Raw genomic sequence first — 15,093 nt, 5'->3', positions numbered from 1 at the left:
CTTTACGCCGCCTGCAATTCGCCTTTTATTGCTTCATTTTTCGCGGGGTTCGATTCTTCGACGAAAAACCAGAAGAAGGCCAGCGCCACCGCCGCCACGGCGGCCAGCGCCAGAAAACCCACGCGGTAGCCAAAGTGCTGCACCAGATACCCCGCCCCCACCGTGCTTAGCGAGGCCCCAATGCCCAGCGCCGTGGCAATAGCGCCCTGCACGAAGTTGAAGCGCCCGGTGCCCCGCGTGAGGTCGGCAATCATAATCACGCTGATAACGCCGAAAATGCCGCCTGCCAATCCATCCAGCACCTGCACGCCCACCAGAAAATAGGCGTTGTTGCTGAGCGTGTAGAGCACGCCGCGCACCGGCAGCACCGCAAACGCCAGCAGGAAAACCGGCTTGCGGCCCGCGTCCGGCGCGCGCCGGCTCACCCAGGCGGCTACCGGAATCATCACCAGCTGCGCCACGATGATGCAAGCCGACATGAACAGCGCGGAAGCTTTCTGGTTGCTCAAGGCCAGCTTCTGGCCCACCAGCGGCAGCATGGCCGCATTGGCGAAGTGAAACAGCACCACCGCAATGGCGAAGCGCAAAATGCGCGGGTTGCCCAGCACCTGCCGGAAACCGGCGGTTTGCTCAACGCCCTTTTCGGTCGCCGCCGGGTCGGTTCCAGACGCAGCTTTGGCACCTGCAGAATCCTCGGTTTCGGTAGCAGGTTTTGCAGCGGCTGATTCTTTTGCAGCAGAAGCATCTTTAGCCGTTTCAATTTCGTCGGTTTGTGGATTATCGGCTCCCTTGCCCCGGGCGAGGTCGTTGTCGATGTCCTTCGGGTTGATGCGGAGGGCCGACCAGCTGCCCAGCGCGCACATCAGGGCCACGAGGTAGAAGATGCCTTCGTAGCGCCAGTAGTAGCCGATGAGGCCGGCCAGCACGGCCGCCAGCACGTTGCCGCCGTGGTTCCAGGCCTCGTTGTGGCCGGTTTGCTGCGCGAAGCGGCGGTGCCCCACCAGCCCCAGCGTGATGGCCGCCACCACCGGCGCGTAAATGGTAGTAGCCGCCCCGGTCAGCATCTGGGTTGCGTAAATGACGGGCGGCGACACGAACGTGACGGCCGCCACGCAGCTCGCCGCTACTACCACCGAGGCCAGCACCAGCAGCCGCCGCTTGTGCGTGGAGGTATCGACCAGCGAGCCGGCGGGCGTTTGGAGCAGCACCGCCACCAGCCCGGGCAGCGACATGGCCAGCCCGATGCTGCCCGGCTGCCAGTGCCGCACCGAAAGCAGGTAAATGGCCAGGTACGGCCCCACACCATCGCGCACATCGGCCAGAAACAGGTTCAGCGGAGCCAGCGCGCGGATGCTGCGCCGCTTACCGGCCAATGCGATGGAATGCGCCATACCATGGAGCGGCCCGAGAGGGCCAAAAGCATGAAAGAATTACTACTCGGCTTGTTCGTGTGGGCAACTGGCCCACAGCGTCGAGGTTATCGCCTCAATACTCCCACTTGGGTTCCAAGGTTGGCGAAAGCAAAAGCTTGATGCCCACGGTTCGGCGGCGGTTGCTGTTCGGTTAGCGGGTGGCCAATGCTTTTTACAACGCCAACACTGCCATCGGGCATATCTATCAACAGCACAGCGCATACACTGAGAATACCAGTATTATTTGCGGACCCAAACCCACGGTTTTCGGAGCAGAACGTTCCAACAGCGGCGACAGCTAACCTTTGTACTGAAAGCCGGTCCAAACCAGCCTAGTATTGCCGCCAGTGCCTTACTACACGGCGACGCGCTGTTTATCATTATCTTTCCGATACCACCTTTAACCCTTAGTGCTCAATGAACCTTTCCGCGTCGACTTTGTCAACTTGCGCAGGGCTGCTGACTACTTTCGCCGCAGTCGGGCAGGTGGTGCATCCGGCCAGTGCCCCTACCGTTGCTCTGAACTGGCAACCGGCTGCCAATCCTGACGCCTTGGCAATTGACGTTGACGGAGACGCCCAGCCGGACCTCACGTTTACCGACTCGAATTCTTATGCGAGCACCCAAGGGATGCCTACTATCCGAACGTTTTACGTTACGCCCGCCGTCGGCCTAGAATTAGCCCTCGATTCCATGGAGTACGACAGTGCTCACCGGTACCAGGCCGGGCAGCCCATTTCGCGGGCCGTGCGGTGGGCGACGAACGGGGGCTACGTGGCATACACCGTGCTTGGGAACGGCGGCCTTGGTGGGCGGGGCTTTTTTCGCGACGGCCAGCCTGGATATGTCGTTATCCGGAAAAACACCGCCGGCCGGTGGCGCTACTGGTGGTTCAACGTCAAAGCCAGCTACTACGGCAGTGGCACCAGCACCGTCAATTTTTATGGCCAAGCCTCGCAGGCACTGGCAGGAGCAGTTCGGCAGGCAGCTGCCGAAGTTTTGGTGTTTCCAAACCCGGCTACCACTGGCTGGACACTGCAAGGAGCTGCCCGCTACCAATTACTGGATGCAACCGGCCGACGCCTCGACTCTGGCGTCGTCACCGGCACCGCTTTCATCAGCAGCCAAGCACTGGCCCCCGGGATGTATTTGCTGGAGTTGCAACAGCCAAACGGTGCGTGCTTGTACCGAAAACTAATTCGGGAATAATACTTCAACAACGCGCTGAACGGCAACTGGTGCCACGTATTGCTACGTGGGACCCGTTGCCGTTCAGCGCGTTGGCGCCACTAAGTTGCTATGATACCTGACCGGTGTGCGCCTGCGGCACCAGAGCAGCAATGGCCACGTCCTGGTTCAGATACTGCGAAGTATAGCCAGCGTTCGACTTGTTCAGGAACAGGCAGGTGCCGCCATTCACGGCATCAATAATCTGCGAATACTGGTCCATTGGCAGGGCCGGGCAGCCGAGGCTGCGGCCCAAACGGCCGTTTTGCTTAATAAAGTCCTCGCTCACGTAGTCGGCGCCGTGCATCACCACCGAGCGGGCGGCGGCGTTGGTATTGTAGCCTTCGTCCAGGCCTTCGAGACGGAGCGAGTGGCCGTGCTTGCCCTCGTATTCGCCGCCCGTGGCATAGAAGCCCAGGCTGCTCATGTTGCTCTGGTCGGTGTTGGAAAAGTTCGTGGCTTCGTTCTCACCCGAGTTGTGGCCGTGGGCCACGAGCGTGTGGAACAGAATTTCGTTTTTAGCCAAATCGAGCACCCAGAGGCGCTTTTCGGTGCTGGGCAGGTCAAAGTCGACCACCGTCAGCGTCTGCTTATCCTCGGCCAGCTTGCCGGCTTGGCGCAGGTTGAGGTAGCCGGTCATGGCTTTGGCAAAGGTTTCAAAACGCAGCCCTTCCTGCTCGGCCCCAAGGGCGTTGTAGGTAGCGCGCAGCGTTTGGTCAAACTGGGCTTTGGGCGAAAAATCCATTTTAGGCATGCGCAATTCGTTGCGCGAGCCGCCGGCCATCGACTGCTGAATGTTGCCGGCCAGCGGCGTAGCTAAGAACAACGACGCCAGAAACGGCAGAACGCGGCGCGCCAAACGCTGACGACGCAGGCTTTTGCGTTTGCGCTGAACAATGCTGGGCTGGTGCTGGTGCATAATCGAAGTAGCTGATGGTGAACAGAAGCCGTTGTTGCGCTTGCAACCACTGCTTCTGGTGCTTTATACGGGATTCAAATCCCGATGGCTATTCTTAAACCCCCTGCTTGTTCAAATGATTCCCCCCGGGCCCGGCCCGGCCGCCCGGCTAGCGCCAGCCGCGCTGCACAAAGCGCCGCCCGGCAGCCCCGCCATCGAGCCAGCGCGAGGCCAGGCCGGGGCCGCTCACGAGCAGCATGCTGCCCACCCGCAGCGTGGCAATGATGTCTTTGAACTGCTCGGGCGGCAGCGCCGGGCAGCCGCGGCTGTAGCCCAGGTGGCCGTTTTGCTGCACGTATTTCGGGCTGGCATAGTCGGCGGCGTGCAGCACCACGTAGCGGTCGAAGGCATTGGCGTTCTGGCCCTTGTCGAGTCCTTCGATGCGACGCGAGTAGCCGTGAATGCCGTCGTAGGTGGCGCCCGTGCGGTAGAAACCCAGCGAAGTGCAGGCCGAGGATTCCTGGTTGGAGAAGTGGCGGGCGCGCAGGTGGCCCGAGCCCGCGCCGTGGGCCACGAGGCTGCGGTGCAGCACCTTGGCTGCTTTCAGGTCGATAACCCAGAGGCGCTCGGTGGTGTTGGGCAGGTCCATATCGGCCACGGCCAGCAGGCCGGCGCGCTCGATGCGGCCGGTGGGGTGCAGCGTGAGGTAGCCCACGCAAGCCTGCTCCAGCACCTCCGGGCGCAGCTCAGCGGCGGCGGGGCCAAGGGCAGCGTGCAGCTGCTGAATGGCCTGGCGCAGGGTATCGGGCACGGCGGTCAGGGCCGGCACCGGCGTGAGGCGGAGCGAATCGGGCAACGGCACGGCTGGTTCAAATGCCGCGGTAGATGCCAGGGGCGCGGCGGCCGATACCTGATTGCGGCCCGGAACCTGCGATTCCTCGGCCCGCAGCTGGCAGGAGGCCACTAGCAGCCCCACGGCCAGGCAACTTACTACATGCGCCTTTTCAGCGACCTTTTTGGCAATACTCCACGATGCGCTCAACCTAACCATGGGCTGAAATTACGGCATGCTGCCGCAGCGACCAATTACTGGTCGACACGCCGGCCGGCATGGGCAAGAAATTAGGCCGAGGAATAGCCGCCAATGAAGCTCAACACTACAGCTCGGCGAAGAACTGGTGAACAATAAATACCCGGATAGCACAATTATCCAAAAAATGCAATCGAATGCGCAGACAACATTTTGTCATTCGAAGGCCATTCAGGTCATTCATTTTACCTTGAAGCCCCAATCAGGCGCATAATCCTTGTTTCGAGGTTGTGCTTGACTAATACCTGACACTGCTCTTTTTCCTCACAAAACCCAATTCCCACACATGATGCACTTTTCTTCTCATTTTCCATTCCGCAAACGATTCCGGTTCACGCTGGCTTTGGCAATGGCCCTGCTGGGGGCCGGCAACCAGAGCGCCCACGCCCAAAAAGTAGTGATGCAGGGCTTCTGGTGGGACTTCTGGAACTCGAACTACCCCAACGGCTGGGCCAACTACCTGGCCGACCTGGCCCCGCGCCTGAAAAGCATGGGCGTGGACGCGGTCTGGATTCCGCCCACCATCAAAAACGCCAACCAGGGCAACGGCTACTCCCCTTTCGACAACTACGATCTGGGCGATAAGTGGCAGAAAGGCTTCTTGGCTACCCGCATGGGCACCAAGGACGAGCTGCTGCGCGCCGTGGCCGTGCTGCACGCCAACGGCGTGGAGGTGATTCAGGATGTGGTGCTGAACCACAACGACGGGGCCGGCTCCTCGAACGGCGCGGGCGGGCAGGACCCGGGGGCCTGGGACGATGGCAGCACCAGCAAATACAAGAACTTCCGCTACGTGAGCTACGGCCGGCCGGTGAGCGACGAAAGCGCCGCCGACTACTACGGCCGCAGCGGCCGCTTTGCCAAAAACTGGCAGAACTTCAACCCCAACCCCGGCAACAACTTGACTTCGGGCGACTGGAACGCGACGTACTTCGGGCCCGACATCAGCTACTATTCGGGCTCGTACGGCCAAAGCTCCAACGCCACCACCTACAACCCCGTGCAGGCCAGCGACTACATGCGCACCGGCAACCGCAACTGGCTGGTGTGGTACAAGAAACAAGTAGGCTTCGATGGCGTGCGGCTGGATGCGGTGAAGCACTTTCCGGATTTTGCCTCGGAGGATTTCCTGTATAACCTGCAAAGCAACGCCGGCTGGGCCAGCGGCGGGGCCACCATGTACGCCGTGGGCGAATGGGTGGGCTCGGCGGCGCAGATGGACGGCTGGGTGAGCAACGTGCAGAACCGTTCGGGCACGTTCGATTTTTCGCTGCGCAACGGCTTGTACAACATTGTGAGCCAGGGCGGCAGCTTCGACATTGGCACGCTGCCCGGCTACCAGCAGGGCACGCGGGTGGTGAACATTGGCGGCACCTACGTGCACCGCACGGTGCCATTCGTGAACAACCACGACACCATGCGCCCGCAGACCGACGCCAACGGCAACTACACCGGCTGGAACACCGGCTCGGAGCTGGCCCCGCACATCGACCCGTTCGACCCGCGCCTCTCGGCCGTGTATGCCGCTGCGCTGGCCATGGACGGCTCGCCGATGCTCTTTTTTGAGGACGTGTTCAACGTGGGCAACACCAGCAAGCGCTACAGCCACAGCCCCAAAAGCACCACCGACCTGCCCACCCGCGACGACCTCGTGAACCTGGTGTGGTGCCACCAGAACCTGCACTTCAAGGACGGCGCCTACAAGGTGCGCTACCAGGCCGCCGACCACCTCGTGATTGAGCGCAGCACCAAGGCCATCATCGGCATCAACGACAACTACAGCACCTGGCAGAACAACACGGTGAGCTGCGATTTTGCCCCGGGCACCGTGCTGAAGGACTATTCCGGCGCCAACGGCACTGCCACCGTGACGGTGAGCGGGTCGCAAACCGTGGCCATTAATACGCCGCCCTGCAACGGCACGGCCGCCGGCGGCCGCCGCGGCTACTCGGTGTGGGCGCCCACCAACGCCACCACCGGCTACACCCGCCCGGCCCTGACCACCACCCAGGAATGGGAACTGGCCAACGACCTTGGCGATTCTGACAGCCGCTCGCTGATGCAGGGCGGCGCACTGCCCGCCGCCAGCACCGCCTACCGCACGGCCGGCCGCATCTACGGCGCCGCCAACAAATCCATTACCTACAGCCTCTTCCCCACCGATGCCACCCGCAGCCTCACGGTGGCCGTGCTGAACAGCGCCGGCACCGTGGTGAGCAGCCAGACCGGCACTGGCAACCTCACGGGCACCTACACGCCCACCACCGAGGGCTGGTACACGCTGAAAGCCAAAAACGCCAGCACCGCCAACCCCACGCAGGGCGCCTTCGTGAAAGTGACCTACACCGCCCCCACCGTGGTAACCGGCGCCATGACCGGCCGCCGCGACGCCAACGCGCTGGCCACCGCCCCAGAAGCCGCCACCGCCGAAGTGCTGGTGTACCCCAACCCTACCGCCGCCGACCGCATCGACGTGGTGATTACCGCCAACCGCGAGCAGGCCGCCACCGTGCAGCTGCACGACCTGATGGGCCGCCTGGTGCACCAGGAAACCGTGCGCCTCTACAACGGCTCCAATGAGCTGCGGCTCGGCGTGAAGAAGGAGCTACCGGCTGGCATCTACCAGCTGAGCGTGCCCGAGTTCCACGTGAGCCAGAAGGTAGCAGTGCAATAAGCACGCTCCATGCAGCAGCAAAAAGCCTCTCCGGGAAACTGGAGAGGCTTTTTTGTGCCTACTATATGTGGCTACTAGCCGCCGGCTAGAAGAATACGCTCACGTTCAGCTTGGCATAGAACGGGGTACCGGGCGTGAAGTGCAGCTCGTCGATGCCTTCGAGGGGTTCAGGTTTTGGCGTGTTCAGCAGGCGGGTTTGGGTAGCAAACTGGGCTTGGTTCCATTCCACATTCAGCAGGTTTTCGGCTGAAGCGCCCACCTGGAAGCGCGGCGTGGTGTAGGCCAGCACGGCATCGAGCAGGAAATAGCCACGGGCCGTAATGCTGCCGTCGTCATTGGCCGGGCGGTCGTCGATGTGGCGGTAGCGCAGGCTGCCGCTCATGCCCTTGGGCGCTTTGTAGGTGAGGCCGCCGGTGCTGGTGAAGGTGGGCGCGAGCGGGATGTAGTTGGCCTTTTCGGGCGCGTCGAGCTGGCGGCCGTGGTTGTAGTTGAAGTCGGCATCGGCAAACCAGCGGCTGCCCACTTGGTAGCGCACCGACAAATCGAGCCCGTAGCGCTGGGTGGGGCCAGTGCTTTCCACCACGGCCTCGTCGCCCACATACACCAGTTCATCCTGCAAATGCAGGCTCCAGAGAGCCGCATTCACCACCAGGCTGGGCAGCGGCTTAAACGTGCTGCCGATTTCGGAGCCCAGAGCGCGGGGCAGCACGTTGGCATTGCGGCCCTGAATCACGCCGCGCGCATCATTGGAATGGAAGCCAAAGCCCGAGCGCGCAAACAGCTGCACAGCCGGAGTGAGCTGGTAATACAGGTTAAGCTTAGGCGACACCCGGGCCCGGGCCACGCGGCCCGCCAGCGGCGCGGGCACCCCGGCGGCTTCATCAATAGCCCGGCCCCGGAAATCGAAGGTGAAGAAGTCGGCCCGCACGGCCGCGTTCACCGTGAGTCGGTCGGTAAGGCTCAGGGTTTCGTCAAGGTAGACATTGATGTTTTGCTCGAAGAGGCGGCCCGTGCTGATGGTATCGAGCACCTGCCGCCGCACGGTGTGGCGCAGGCCCAGCGTCGAGAAATCGTTGCGGGTGCCCACGCCCAGCGTACTGTGCAGGCTGCGGGCCCCCAGCTGGTTGTCGCGCTCGTAGGTGGCCGAGTAGCCGAACAGGTGCCGGTCGTCGGTCTGGTCGATTTGGTCGCCGTTTATCGAATCGTGCAGGAAGAACGTGAAGTTGGAAAACAGGCTGAAATCGTACTTCGAGTAGTAGGCCTGCTGGCGCAGCACGGCATCGTGCGGCAGCGCGGTGGTGAGCACCACGCTGGCATTGGTGCGGCTGGTGCGGCCGCCCTCGGTGGGGTCGATGCTGCCGTAGCGCGAGATGAGGCCGTCGCGCACGGCTCGCTCGGGCACCTGCCCGCTGGCGTCCCAGTTCGACGTAAAATGCGAACCCAGCAGCGTGAGCGAGGTTTTCTCGCACAGCTGGCCCGTGTATTTGGCCATACCGTTGAAGCGCTTGAAGTGCTGCGGCGCATCGAAATAGGCGTTGGTGAAGTTGTATTCGGCGGCCACGTAGGCACTCTCGGGTCGCTTGCTGAGCAAGTGGCGGTCGTTGCCCAACAAGTCGAGCATCACCAGCGCCCGGCGGGTGTCGAACTGGCCCAGCTCCAGCTTCACCTGGCTGTGTTCGAGCCGGGTTTTAGTGCTGAACTCGCCCGCGCCGGCCGTGGCAAAATCGCCGAACCGGGCCGCATACGGGCCTTTGTACACCTTCAGTTGGTCTACTGTTTCCGGTATCACGAAGTGGAAATCGGCGTAGCCCTGGCCGTGCGCGTGGCTCACCATGTTCACCGGCAGCCCGTCCACGCTTACCGCGAAATCGGTGCCGTGGTCGCAGTCGAAGCCACGCAGGAAAATCTGCTCGGCCTTGCCCCCACCCGCATGCTGGGCAATGAACAGGCCCGGCACGAGCCGCAGCAGGTCCTGGGCCGAGTTCACGGGCCGCAGCAACTGGTCGATGTGCGAGATGGCGGCCAGGCTCTGGTTGGGGTCGTGAGGCTGGCTCACGGTTACTTCCGCGAGGCTGAGCGTGGTGGTAGCCACGCGCACGGTCAGGCGCTGGGTTTCGCCGGCGCGCGCCGTCACAGGCACGGCTTGGGCGCGGTAGCCCAGCGCGCTCACCCGCAGCGTATGAGCGCCGGGCTGTACGTCGTTCAGCCGAAAATTGCCCAGCGCATCGGTGGCCGTGCCGCCGGGCTGGCCCTGCAGGCCCACGCTCACGCCCGCCAGCGGCTGGCCCGATAGAGAGTCGACCACGCTGCCACGCAAGGCGGCCATGGTTTGTGCGTGAGCCGCGGAAGTCACCAAAAAAAGCCCAAGAATAAGCGCCCAGGCCGATAGTATGGGGAGAAGTTGTTTCATCTAGTCTGGTTTCAAGGCCCATGGCCGGCGGCACCGCAGTTCCGCCAGCCATGAGCTCAGTTGAAGAATAACGCGATACCGACTAGAAATTGGCCTTGCTCATGCAGTTGGCGCGGCACTGCGCCCGGTGCTGCGCCTGTTGCCGCCCGAGGTGCCCGCGCGGTGTGCTGTGCCCACCCGTGGCCCCCGCCGTCGGCAACGTGCGGCGCGGCATGGCTTCGAACAAAGAACTAGAAACGCGGCCCGCCGCCGGCAACTGCACGCGGGAAACAACGCCCGTAGCGCCCGCCACGGGTTGGAGAGAATTGGCCCGGAAAATCATGAAATGAGGAGTTGAACGCGCCCGGTTTAGCCCATAAAGCGCGTCGGATGGTTGGATAAGATGAAACGGCGCGGCTGCGCATGGCAGTCGCACACATCGGCCACGGTTGGAATCGCACCAAACCGCAGTCCAGAATCAACTTATCCCCGCCGGGGCGGCAACTCAATCTGGCCCCGGTAGCCCACGGGAACGGCCACCTCGCGGGCGGCCCGCCGCACCCCGGTAGTCCTGAAAACCGGCCGGGCAAACACCACCCGCAACTCCGTGAGGCAGTGCGTATCCAGCCCTTTAAAGGAAGTGAGCAGCTGCTGGAGCGGCAGGCGCTCGCCGTTTTTTTTCACGGTGTACTGCACGCCGTTGCAGTCGTCGAAACAAGCCAGCCGTAACGTGTGCTTTAGCTGGCAGTCCTGGCTATGCACATACGCAAAAGGCCGGTCAATCACCTTGGCCGGACGCTCCACAAGGCCCGCCCCCACTACCAGCAGGTAGTTGAGCAGCAGCAGCAGCGTGAGGTAAGGGCGCAAAAGCATGGAATCGGGCCGGGTTCGCGCTATCTACGGCGAAAATCCCTGGTAAGGGTGTAACAATGTGCGATTAATTCTTCAGGCAAAAAACACGCGCTCAATGGTCCAGTAAGCCGCCACCACGCCGATAACTACCGACACTGGCACCACCACCCGCTGTTTGTACCAGGTTTTGTTGGCGGCCCAGCGGCCCACCAGCGCCCAGCACAGCAATATCACCGACACCTGGCCCAGCTCCACGCCCACATTGAAGGAGATGAGCGAGCCAAAATAGTCCTTCTGCGGCAGCCCCAGGCTGGTCAGCGCCGAAGCAAACCCCATTCCGTGCACCAGTCCGAAGCCGAACACAACGAGCAGCCGCCAGGGGTTCAGCTTGTCGGTAATGATGTTCTCGATGGCTACAAACAGAATGGACAGCGCGATAATCGGCTCAATAATGGCCGACGGCGGCGAAATCAGCCCGTACATGGCCAGGCCCAGCGTGATGGAGTGCGCGATGGTGAAGGCCGTGGCCTGCAGCAGCACCGGCTTCAGGCGCGGCTCCAGAATGTAGAGGCTGATGATGAACAGAATATGGTCGAACCCCAGCGGAATGATGTGCGTGAAGCCCAGCTGCAGGTAAGTCCAGAAAATCTCGGTGCGCGAGAGCTTGCTCAAGTCCGTGTTCAGCACGTGCGCGGCCGCTGGCACAGCCACTAGCAACAGCAGCGGGAGCAGCGCCAAGGCCCGGCGCGGCAGATTTGGGTGGCGCAGCAGCCGCGGTTGTTCCATCAAAGTCTGAGTACTCACGACCAACTACTTGATACTAGCCTAGCGCGCCGCCAGCAGCTTTTTTCCTTCGGCCTCTACCTCGGGGTTGAGATAAGGTGCGGTTTTCAACGAGTTCTCAATCAGCGCCTGGCCCTCGGCCTGTTTGCCCAGCTTGGTGAGAATGAGGCCGGCGCGGCACAGCAGCACCGGGTTTTTTGAGCCCGTGCGGCGAGCCGCCTGCATATATTTCTGGGCCTCGGCATACTGGCCGCGCTTGTAGAGCACCCAAGCCATGGTTTCGTTCACGTCGATGTTGTCGGGTCGGCGGTCGTACTCAATTTTGGCGTGCTCCATTGCCTTGTCCAGCTCGTTGGTTTTCAGGTAGGCGTAGGCCAGTTCGCGGTCGGCATAATGGCCCATCTGCTCGTTGCTGTCGGCTTCCTTGGCTGCATCGGCCAACATATCGATGGACTCTTTAGCCATTTTATTGGCCTCATCGGGCTGGCCATTCAGGCGGTAGAGGTCGGTCAGCTCATCGGCAAAGGCATAATCCTTCACCGTAATACGCGCCTCCTGGTAAAGCTTAATGGCGCGGGGATAGTCTTTGCGGGCAGCCGCCATGCGGCCCAGGCCGGCCAGCGCATAGGCGTAGCCGGGGCGAGCGTACAAAGCCATCTGGTAATACTCCCGCGCTTTGGTGGTATCGCCGCTTACCTCATACAGGTGAGCCAGCGCCACGCGGGTCCACTCGGTTTGTTCGAGGCCAATGTAGCCAGCTTTCACAGCCATATCCATGGCCTGAATGGCTCCGGGCATGTCGCCGTAAATCTCCCGCAGGTAGCTCACGCGTGCGTAGGCCGGCAGGTCGGGGCGCACCGAATTCATTCGGTCGGCCATTTTCACGGCTTGGTCGTAGTGGCCCATCTCCACGTTGGCATCGGTCAGTAGGCCGTATACGAAGCCGCTGCTGGGGTTTAGCTTCTGCGCCTGTTCGGCCAGGCCGAGGCCCTGCGCGAAATGGTGTTGGGTGAGGCACAGCGAGGCTTTGCAGCACAGGGCTTCAAAGTTTTCGGGTTCGGCACGCAGCACCTGCTCCAGCAGTTCCATGGCGGCGCTGTCGTAGTAGGGGTGGTTGCCGGTTATGCGGCCTTCCTGCATGTAGGCCTGGGCCAATAGCAAGCGGCTTTTCTGGTCGTCGGGGTTGGTGCGTAGCTTGGCCAGCAGGCCTTCAATGGCTGCTTTCGCATTCACCCACTCCTTGCCGGCGGCCAGGCTGCCATGGCGTTCCATGAGTTTGGGTGTGCGTAGCTCGGGTTTTTTAAAGAGGAAGATGGCAGCAGCCAAACCGCCAAACACCAGGAGCAAAGCCGGGTAAAGATATTTTTTCAAAACAGCGGAAAAAGACAAGTGGAAAGCACGGTAAAAATACACTCCAGCCACAAAAAAAGAGCCGCCGTCAGTCCTATCTGGGACTTAACGACGGCTCTTTTCAAGCATTAGCTATTGGCAACTATTGGCGCTCGATGCGCACCGATTGCACAACCGTCTTACCATTGTACAGCGTGCCGATATACTGGCCAGGGGCAATGTCGCGGCCGGGCTGCCAGGTAAGTTCATTGGCACCCGCAGCGAAGGCTTTGTTGTTGGCGATGGTCGCTACTTTACGGCCCGTTACGTCGGTGATGACGAGGCTCATCGTGCCTTTGGCGGGCAATTCAAAGCGCATCGTCGTGCGGTCGATGAACGGGTTGGGGTATGCCTGGGCCTTGGTCACGTTAACCGACAGGCCAAGGCTACCCGTGCGCTGGGCCAGTGCCACGCGCTGGGCATTGGTACCGCTCCAGGGCGTCTGGGCGTAGGGGAAGGCCACGCGGAAAGTCGTATCGTTTCTCTCCACGTTCGTGGTGAAGCCCAGTACGTTACCGAGTTGCGCCGTCACCGGCGAGGTCGAGGTGCCCACCGTATAGTCGTCGTACCACAGGCCAATGGCCGCCAGCACTACACCACCTACGGCTTGCAGTTCGATGCGCGTTACGTCGTCTTCGAGGCGGCGACCGTTCGGGAAGCCGTCCATGTTCGGGATGGCGATGTAGCCAGTTCCGCTAGCCGTGTAGCGCGTGTCGGTGAGGCCCAGCTTGGCAGCGGCGAGCAGGCCTTCCGAGCTGAAATCGGTTGAGGTACGCGAAGTGGGCTGCACAGCCAGGTTGATGCGCAGCATATCACCGAAGGTAGGCAGGAAGTTGTTGATAAAAGGTTTGCCGGCAGCCAGTGGGTTGCCACCCGTTTTACCCGTAGCCAACTGGTAAGGAGGCAGGTTGGGCACCCCGGTGTGGAAGATGGGGAGCAAGTCGACCGAGCGCGGGGAACCCGACTGGCCATTGTTGAGCAAATACTCGCCAAAGCCGCCGCTGGCAATCGGTGCCAAAGCGGTGCCGTTGGTGGCGGCATTGTTGAACAGCGGAGCAAGCCCGGGGGCACCGTTGCGGAAGTCGAAACCACCAGCCAGGGGAGCCGGCAACAGGCCAGCCAATGACTTCGTCTGGATGCGCAACGGCCCCAGGCCGGGAACTGCCTCACCGTAGTAAGTCTGGTTGGCCGGCTTAGGCGCGGCGCCGTTGCGAGGCGTGTTGTCGGCCATGTACAGGCCCAGCTCAGGGTTTTTCAGGTTGGCCTCAAACATGGCCTGCTGTGAGCCAGCCGTCGGGGCAGCCACACCAAACGGTGTAGCGGTGTTCCAGGCATCCTTCATACCGATGGGCTGGATAACCTCGTTGGTGAGCGGCATGCCAATGCGCGACACCTGAATATAGCTGCCGGTTTGAGTGCGGGTACCGTCGGCGTTGATGGTACGCAGCGACAAACGGCTTGCCGAGGCCCATACGCCAATGGTGTAAGGCGAAACCGGGTCGGTAGCCGAAGCGCCAGCCAGCGGGTTGGTCGTGGCCGAAAGCGCTGCCGTGCCAGTGCGAACCAGTGCTGACACCGGAATCTGCATCACAATGCTGTGCACATTCTTGCGAGCCAGACCGTCACGGGCGGCGCTGGCCGTGCGCACACTACCCAAGTCGAAAATGGCACCCAAATCGGTAAAAAAGGCATCGTCGGTTGGGCCGCAATACACTTTCATGCCGCTCACCGTCTGAATGGTGCTTTCTAGGTAGGCCTGGTAGTTAGCTTTACCTAAACCGGCAGTAGTATTCGTAATTGAAACCGGCCCGATGTTCGGCGCCGGTACCTGCCCGGCCGCAATCACAGTCGTGAATGGAGCGCCACCCAAGCTCTGCTCCAGCTTGTAGGTAGTTTTCAGATTTTCCTTGCCCAAGCGGACGCGGAAGAAAGTCGTCGGGTCTTCGTTGACCCGCGTGAAGGTGAAGCGGTAGGTGATGTCGTCACCCGTAGTGCTGGTGTTATTCTTAACGTGAATCTCGTAGCGGATATTCTCACCAAACGTGTTAAAGTTCGGACCACCCTGCGGCAACTCAAAAGGAATGTAGTTGGCAATGATTGTCGCCGTGGCGTTGGCGTCATTGGCGGCCGCGTCGGGCGAGCGGAAAACGTAGAGGTCGGTGTTATCGGCCAGAGGGTCATCGGCGATAAGCGGGGCTTCGCGGTGGCTCGAGGCCTCCAGCTTGTTGTGCTGGCCGCTCAGGGCCACCACACCTCCTGCCGAAACTGCGAGCAGAGCAGCTTGGAAAAGGGGACGAGTAAGTAGGTTTTTCATAAAAAATGGGAAAGTGGGGGTTTGGGGTGAAGTGGAAATTGGGAAAATCTAAGCTGGACGGCAAA

Annotated in this window: 11 protein-coding genes and 1 pseudogene; 3 read left to right on the top strand and 9 right to left on the bottom strand. The window is 61.6% G+C overall.

Annotated elements, in window-relative coordinates; all coding sequences use genetic code 11:
• Positions 1-2: 2 nt before the first annotated feature.
• Positions 3-1,391 carry an MFS transporter gene (locus tag MON38_RS19505; RefSeq protein ID WP_241937838.1) on the bottom strand — a complete coding sequence of 463 codons (1,389 nt, stop codon included), beginning with the start codon at positions 1,389-1,391 and terminating at the stop codon, positions 3-5.
• A gap of 438 nt (positions 1,392-1,829) precedes the next feature.
• Here MON38_RS19505 and MON38_RS19500 point away from each other — a divergent pair, with 438 nt between their 5' ends.
• Positions 1,830-2,621 carry a T9SS type A sorting domain-containing protein gene (locus MON38_RS19500; protein WP_241937837.1) on the top strand — a complete coding sequence of 264 codons (792 nt, stop codon included), beginning with the start codon at positions 1,830-1,832 and terminating at the stop codon, positions 2,619-2,621.
• Between the two features lie 88 nt (positions 2,622-2,709).
• Here the strand turns inward: MON38_RS19500 and MON38_RS19495 are convergent, their stop codons facing one another.
• Both MON38_RS19495 and MON38_RS19490 read right to left on the bottom strand, forming a co-directional pair.
• The gene (locus MON38_RS19495) at positions 2,710-3,558 is read right to left on the bottom strand and encodes a murein L,D-transpeptidase catalytic domain family protein (protein WP_241937836.1); all 849 of its coding nucleotides are present in this window, start codon (positions 3,556-3,558) and stop codon (positions 2,710-2,712) included.
• 148 nt (positions 3,559-3,706) lie between these two features.
• Positions 3,707-4,588: a murein L,D-transpeptidase catalytic domain family protein gene (locus tag MON38_RS19490; RefSeq protein WP_241937835.1), complete on the bottom strand. Its 882-nt coding sequence runs from the start codon at positions 4,586-4,588 to the stop codon at positions 3,707-3,709.
• Between the two features lie 325 nt (positions 4,589-4,913).
• Here MON38_RS19490 and MON38_RS23035 point away from each other — a divergent pair.
• Together MON38_RS23035 and MON38_RS23030 are read left to right on the top strand one after the other, a co-directional pair.
• Positions 4,914-6,059 (top strand): annotated as a pseudogene (locus tag MON38_RS23035) (alpha-amylase family glycosyl hydrolase); the annotation flags it as partial.
• Positions 6,045-7,301, top strand: coding sequence for a T9SS type A sorting domain-containing protein (locus MON38_RS23030; protein WP_422388758.1), 1,257 nt, complete (start codon positions 6,045-6,047; stop codon positions 7,299-7,301). The pseudogene MON38_RS23035 and the gene MON38_RS23030, both read left to right, overlap by 15 nt.
• Positions 7,302-7,386: 85 nt before the next feature.
• Here MON38_RS23030 and MON38_RS19480 read toward each other — a convergent pair whose 3' ends face one another.
• The 6 genes from MON38_RS19480 to MON38_RS19455 form a co-directional block, all read right to left on the bottom strand.
• The gene (locus MON38_RS19480) at positions 7,387-9,627 is read right to left on the bottom strand and encodes a TonB-dependent receptor (protein ID WP_241937833.1); all 2,241 of its coding nucleotides are present in this window, start codon (positions 9,625-9,627) and stop codon (positions 7,387-7,389) included.
• Positions 9,628-9,793: 166 nt separating this feature from the next.
• Complete coding sequence (locus tag MON38_RS19475) at positions 9,794-10,033, bottom strand: hypothetical protein (protein ID WP_241937832.1); 240 nt, start codon at positions 10,031-10,033, stop codon at positions 9,794-9,796.
• 140 nt (positions 10,034-10,173) lie between these two features.
• Positions 10,174-10,563: a hypothetical protein gene (locus tag MON38_RS19470; protein WP_241937831.1), complete on the bottom strand. Its 390-nt coding sequence runs from the start codon at positions 10,561-10,563 to the stop codon at positions 10,174-10,176.
• Between the two features lie 72 nt (positions 10,564-10,635).
• Positions 10,636-11,328, bottom strand: coding sequence for a HupE/UreJ family protein (locus MON38_RS19465; RefSeq protein WP_241937830.1), 693 nt, complete (start codon positions 11,326-11,328; stop codon positions 10,636-10,638).
• Positions 11,329-11,367: 39 nt separating this feature from the next.
• Positions 11,368-12,696, bottom strand: a complete 1,329-nt coding sequence (locus MON38_RS19460; protein ID WP_241937829.1) for a tetratricopeptide repeat protein — start codon at positions 12,694-12,696, stop codon at positions 11,368-11,370.
• Positions 12,697-12,817: 121 nt separating this feature from the next.
• A complete protein-coding gene (locus MON38_RS19455) occupies positions 12,818-15,028 on the bottom strand; it encodes a DUF4331 domain-containing protein (RefSeq protein ID WP_241937828.1) in 2,211 nt (736 codons plus the stop codon).
• Positions 15,029-15,093 lie beyond the last annotated feature (65 nt).

The organism is Hymenobacter cyanobacteriorum (assembly GCF_022631375.1).
Taxonomy (GTDB): Bacteria; Bacteroidota; Bacteroidia; order Cytophagales; family Hymenobacteraceae; genus Hymenobacter; species Hymenobacter cyanobacteriorum.
The sequence above is the reverse complement of the archived record's forward strand: the minus strand, read 5'-3'. Positions and strand labels throughout refer to the sequence as shown.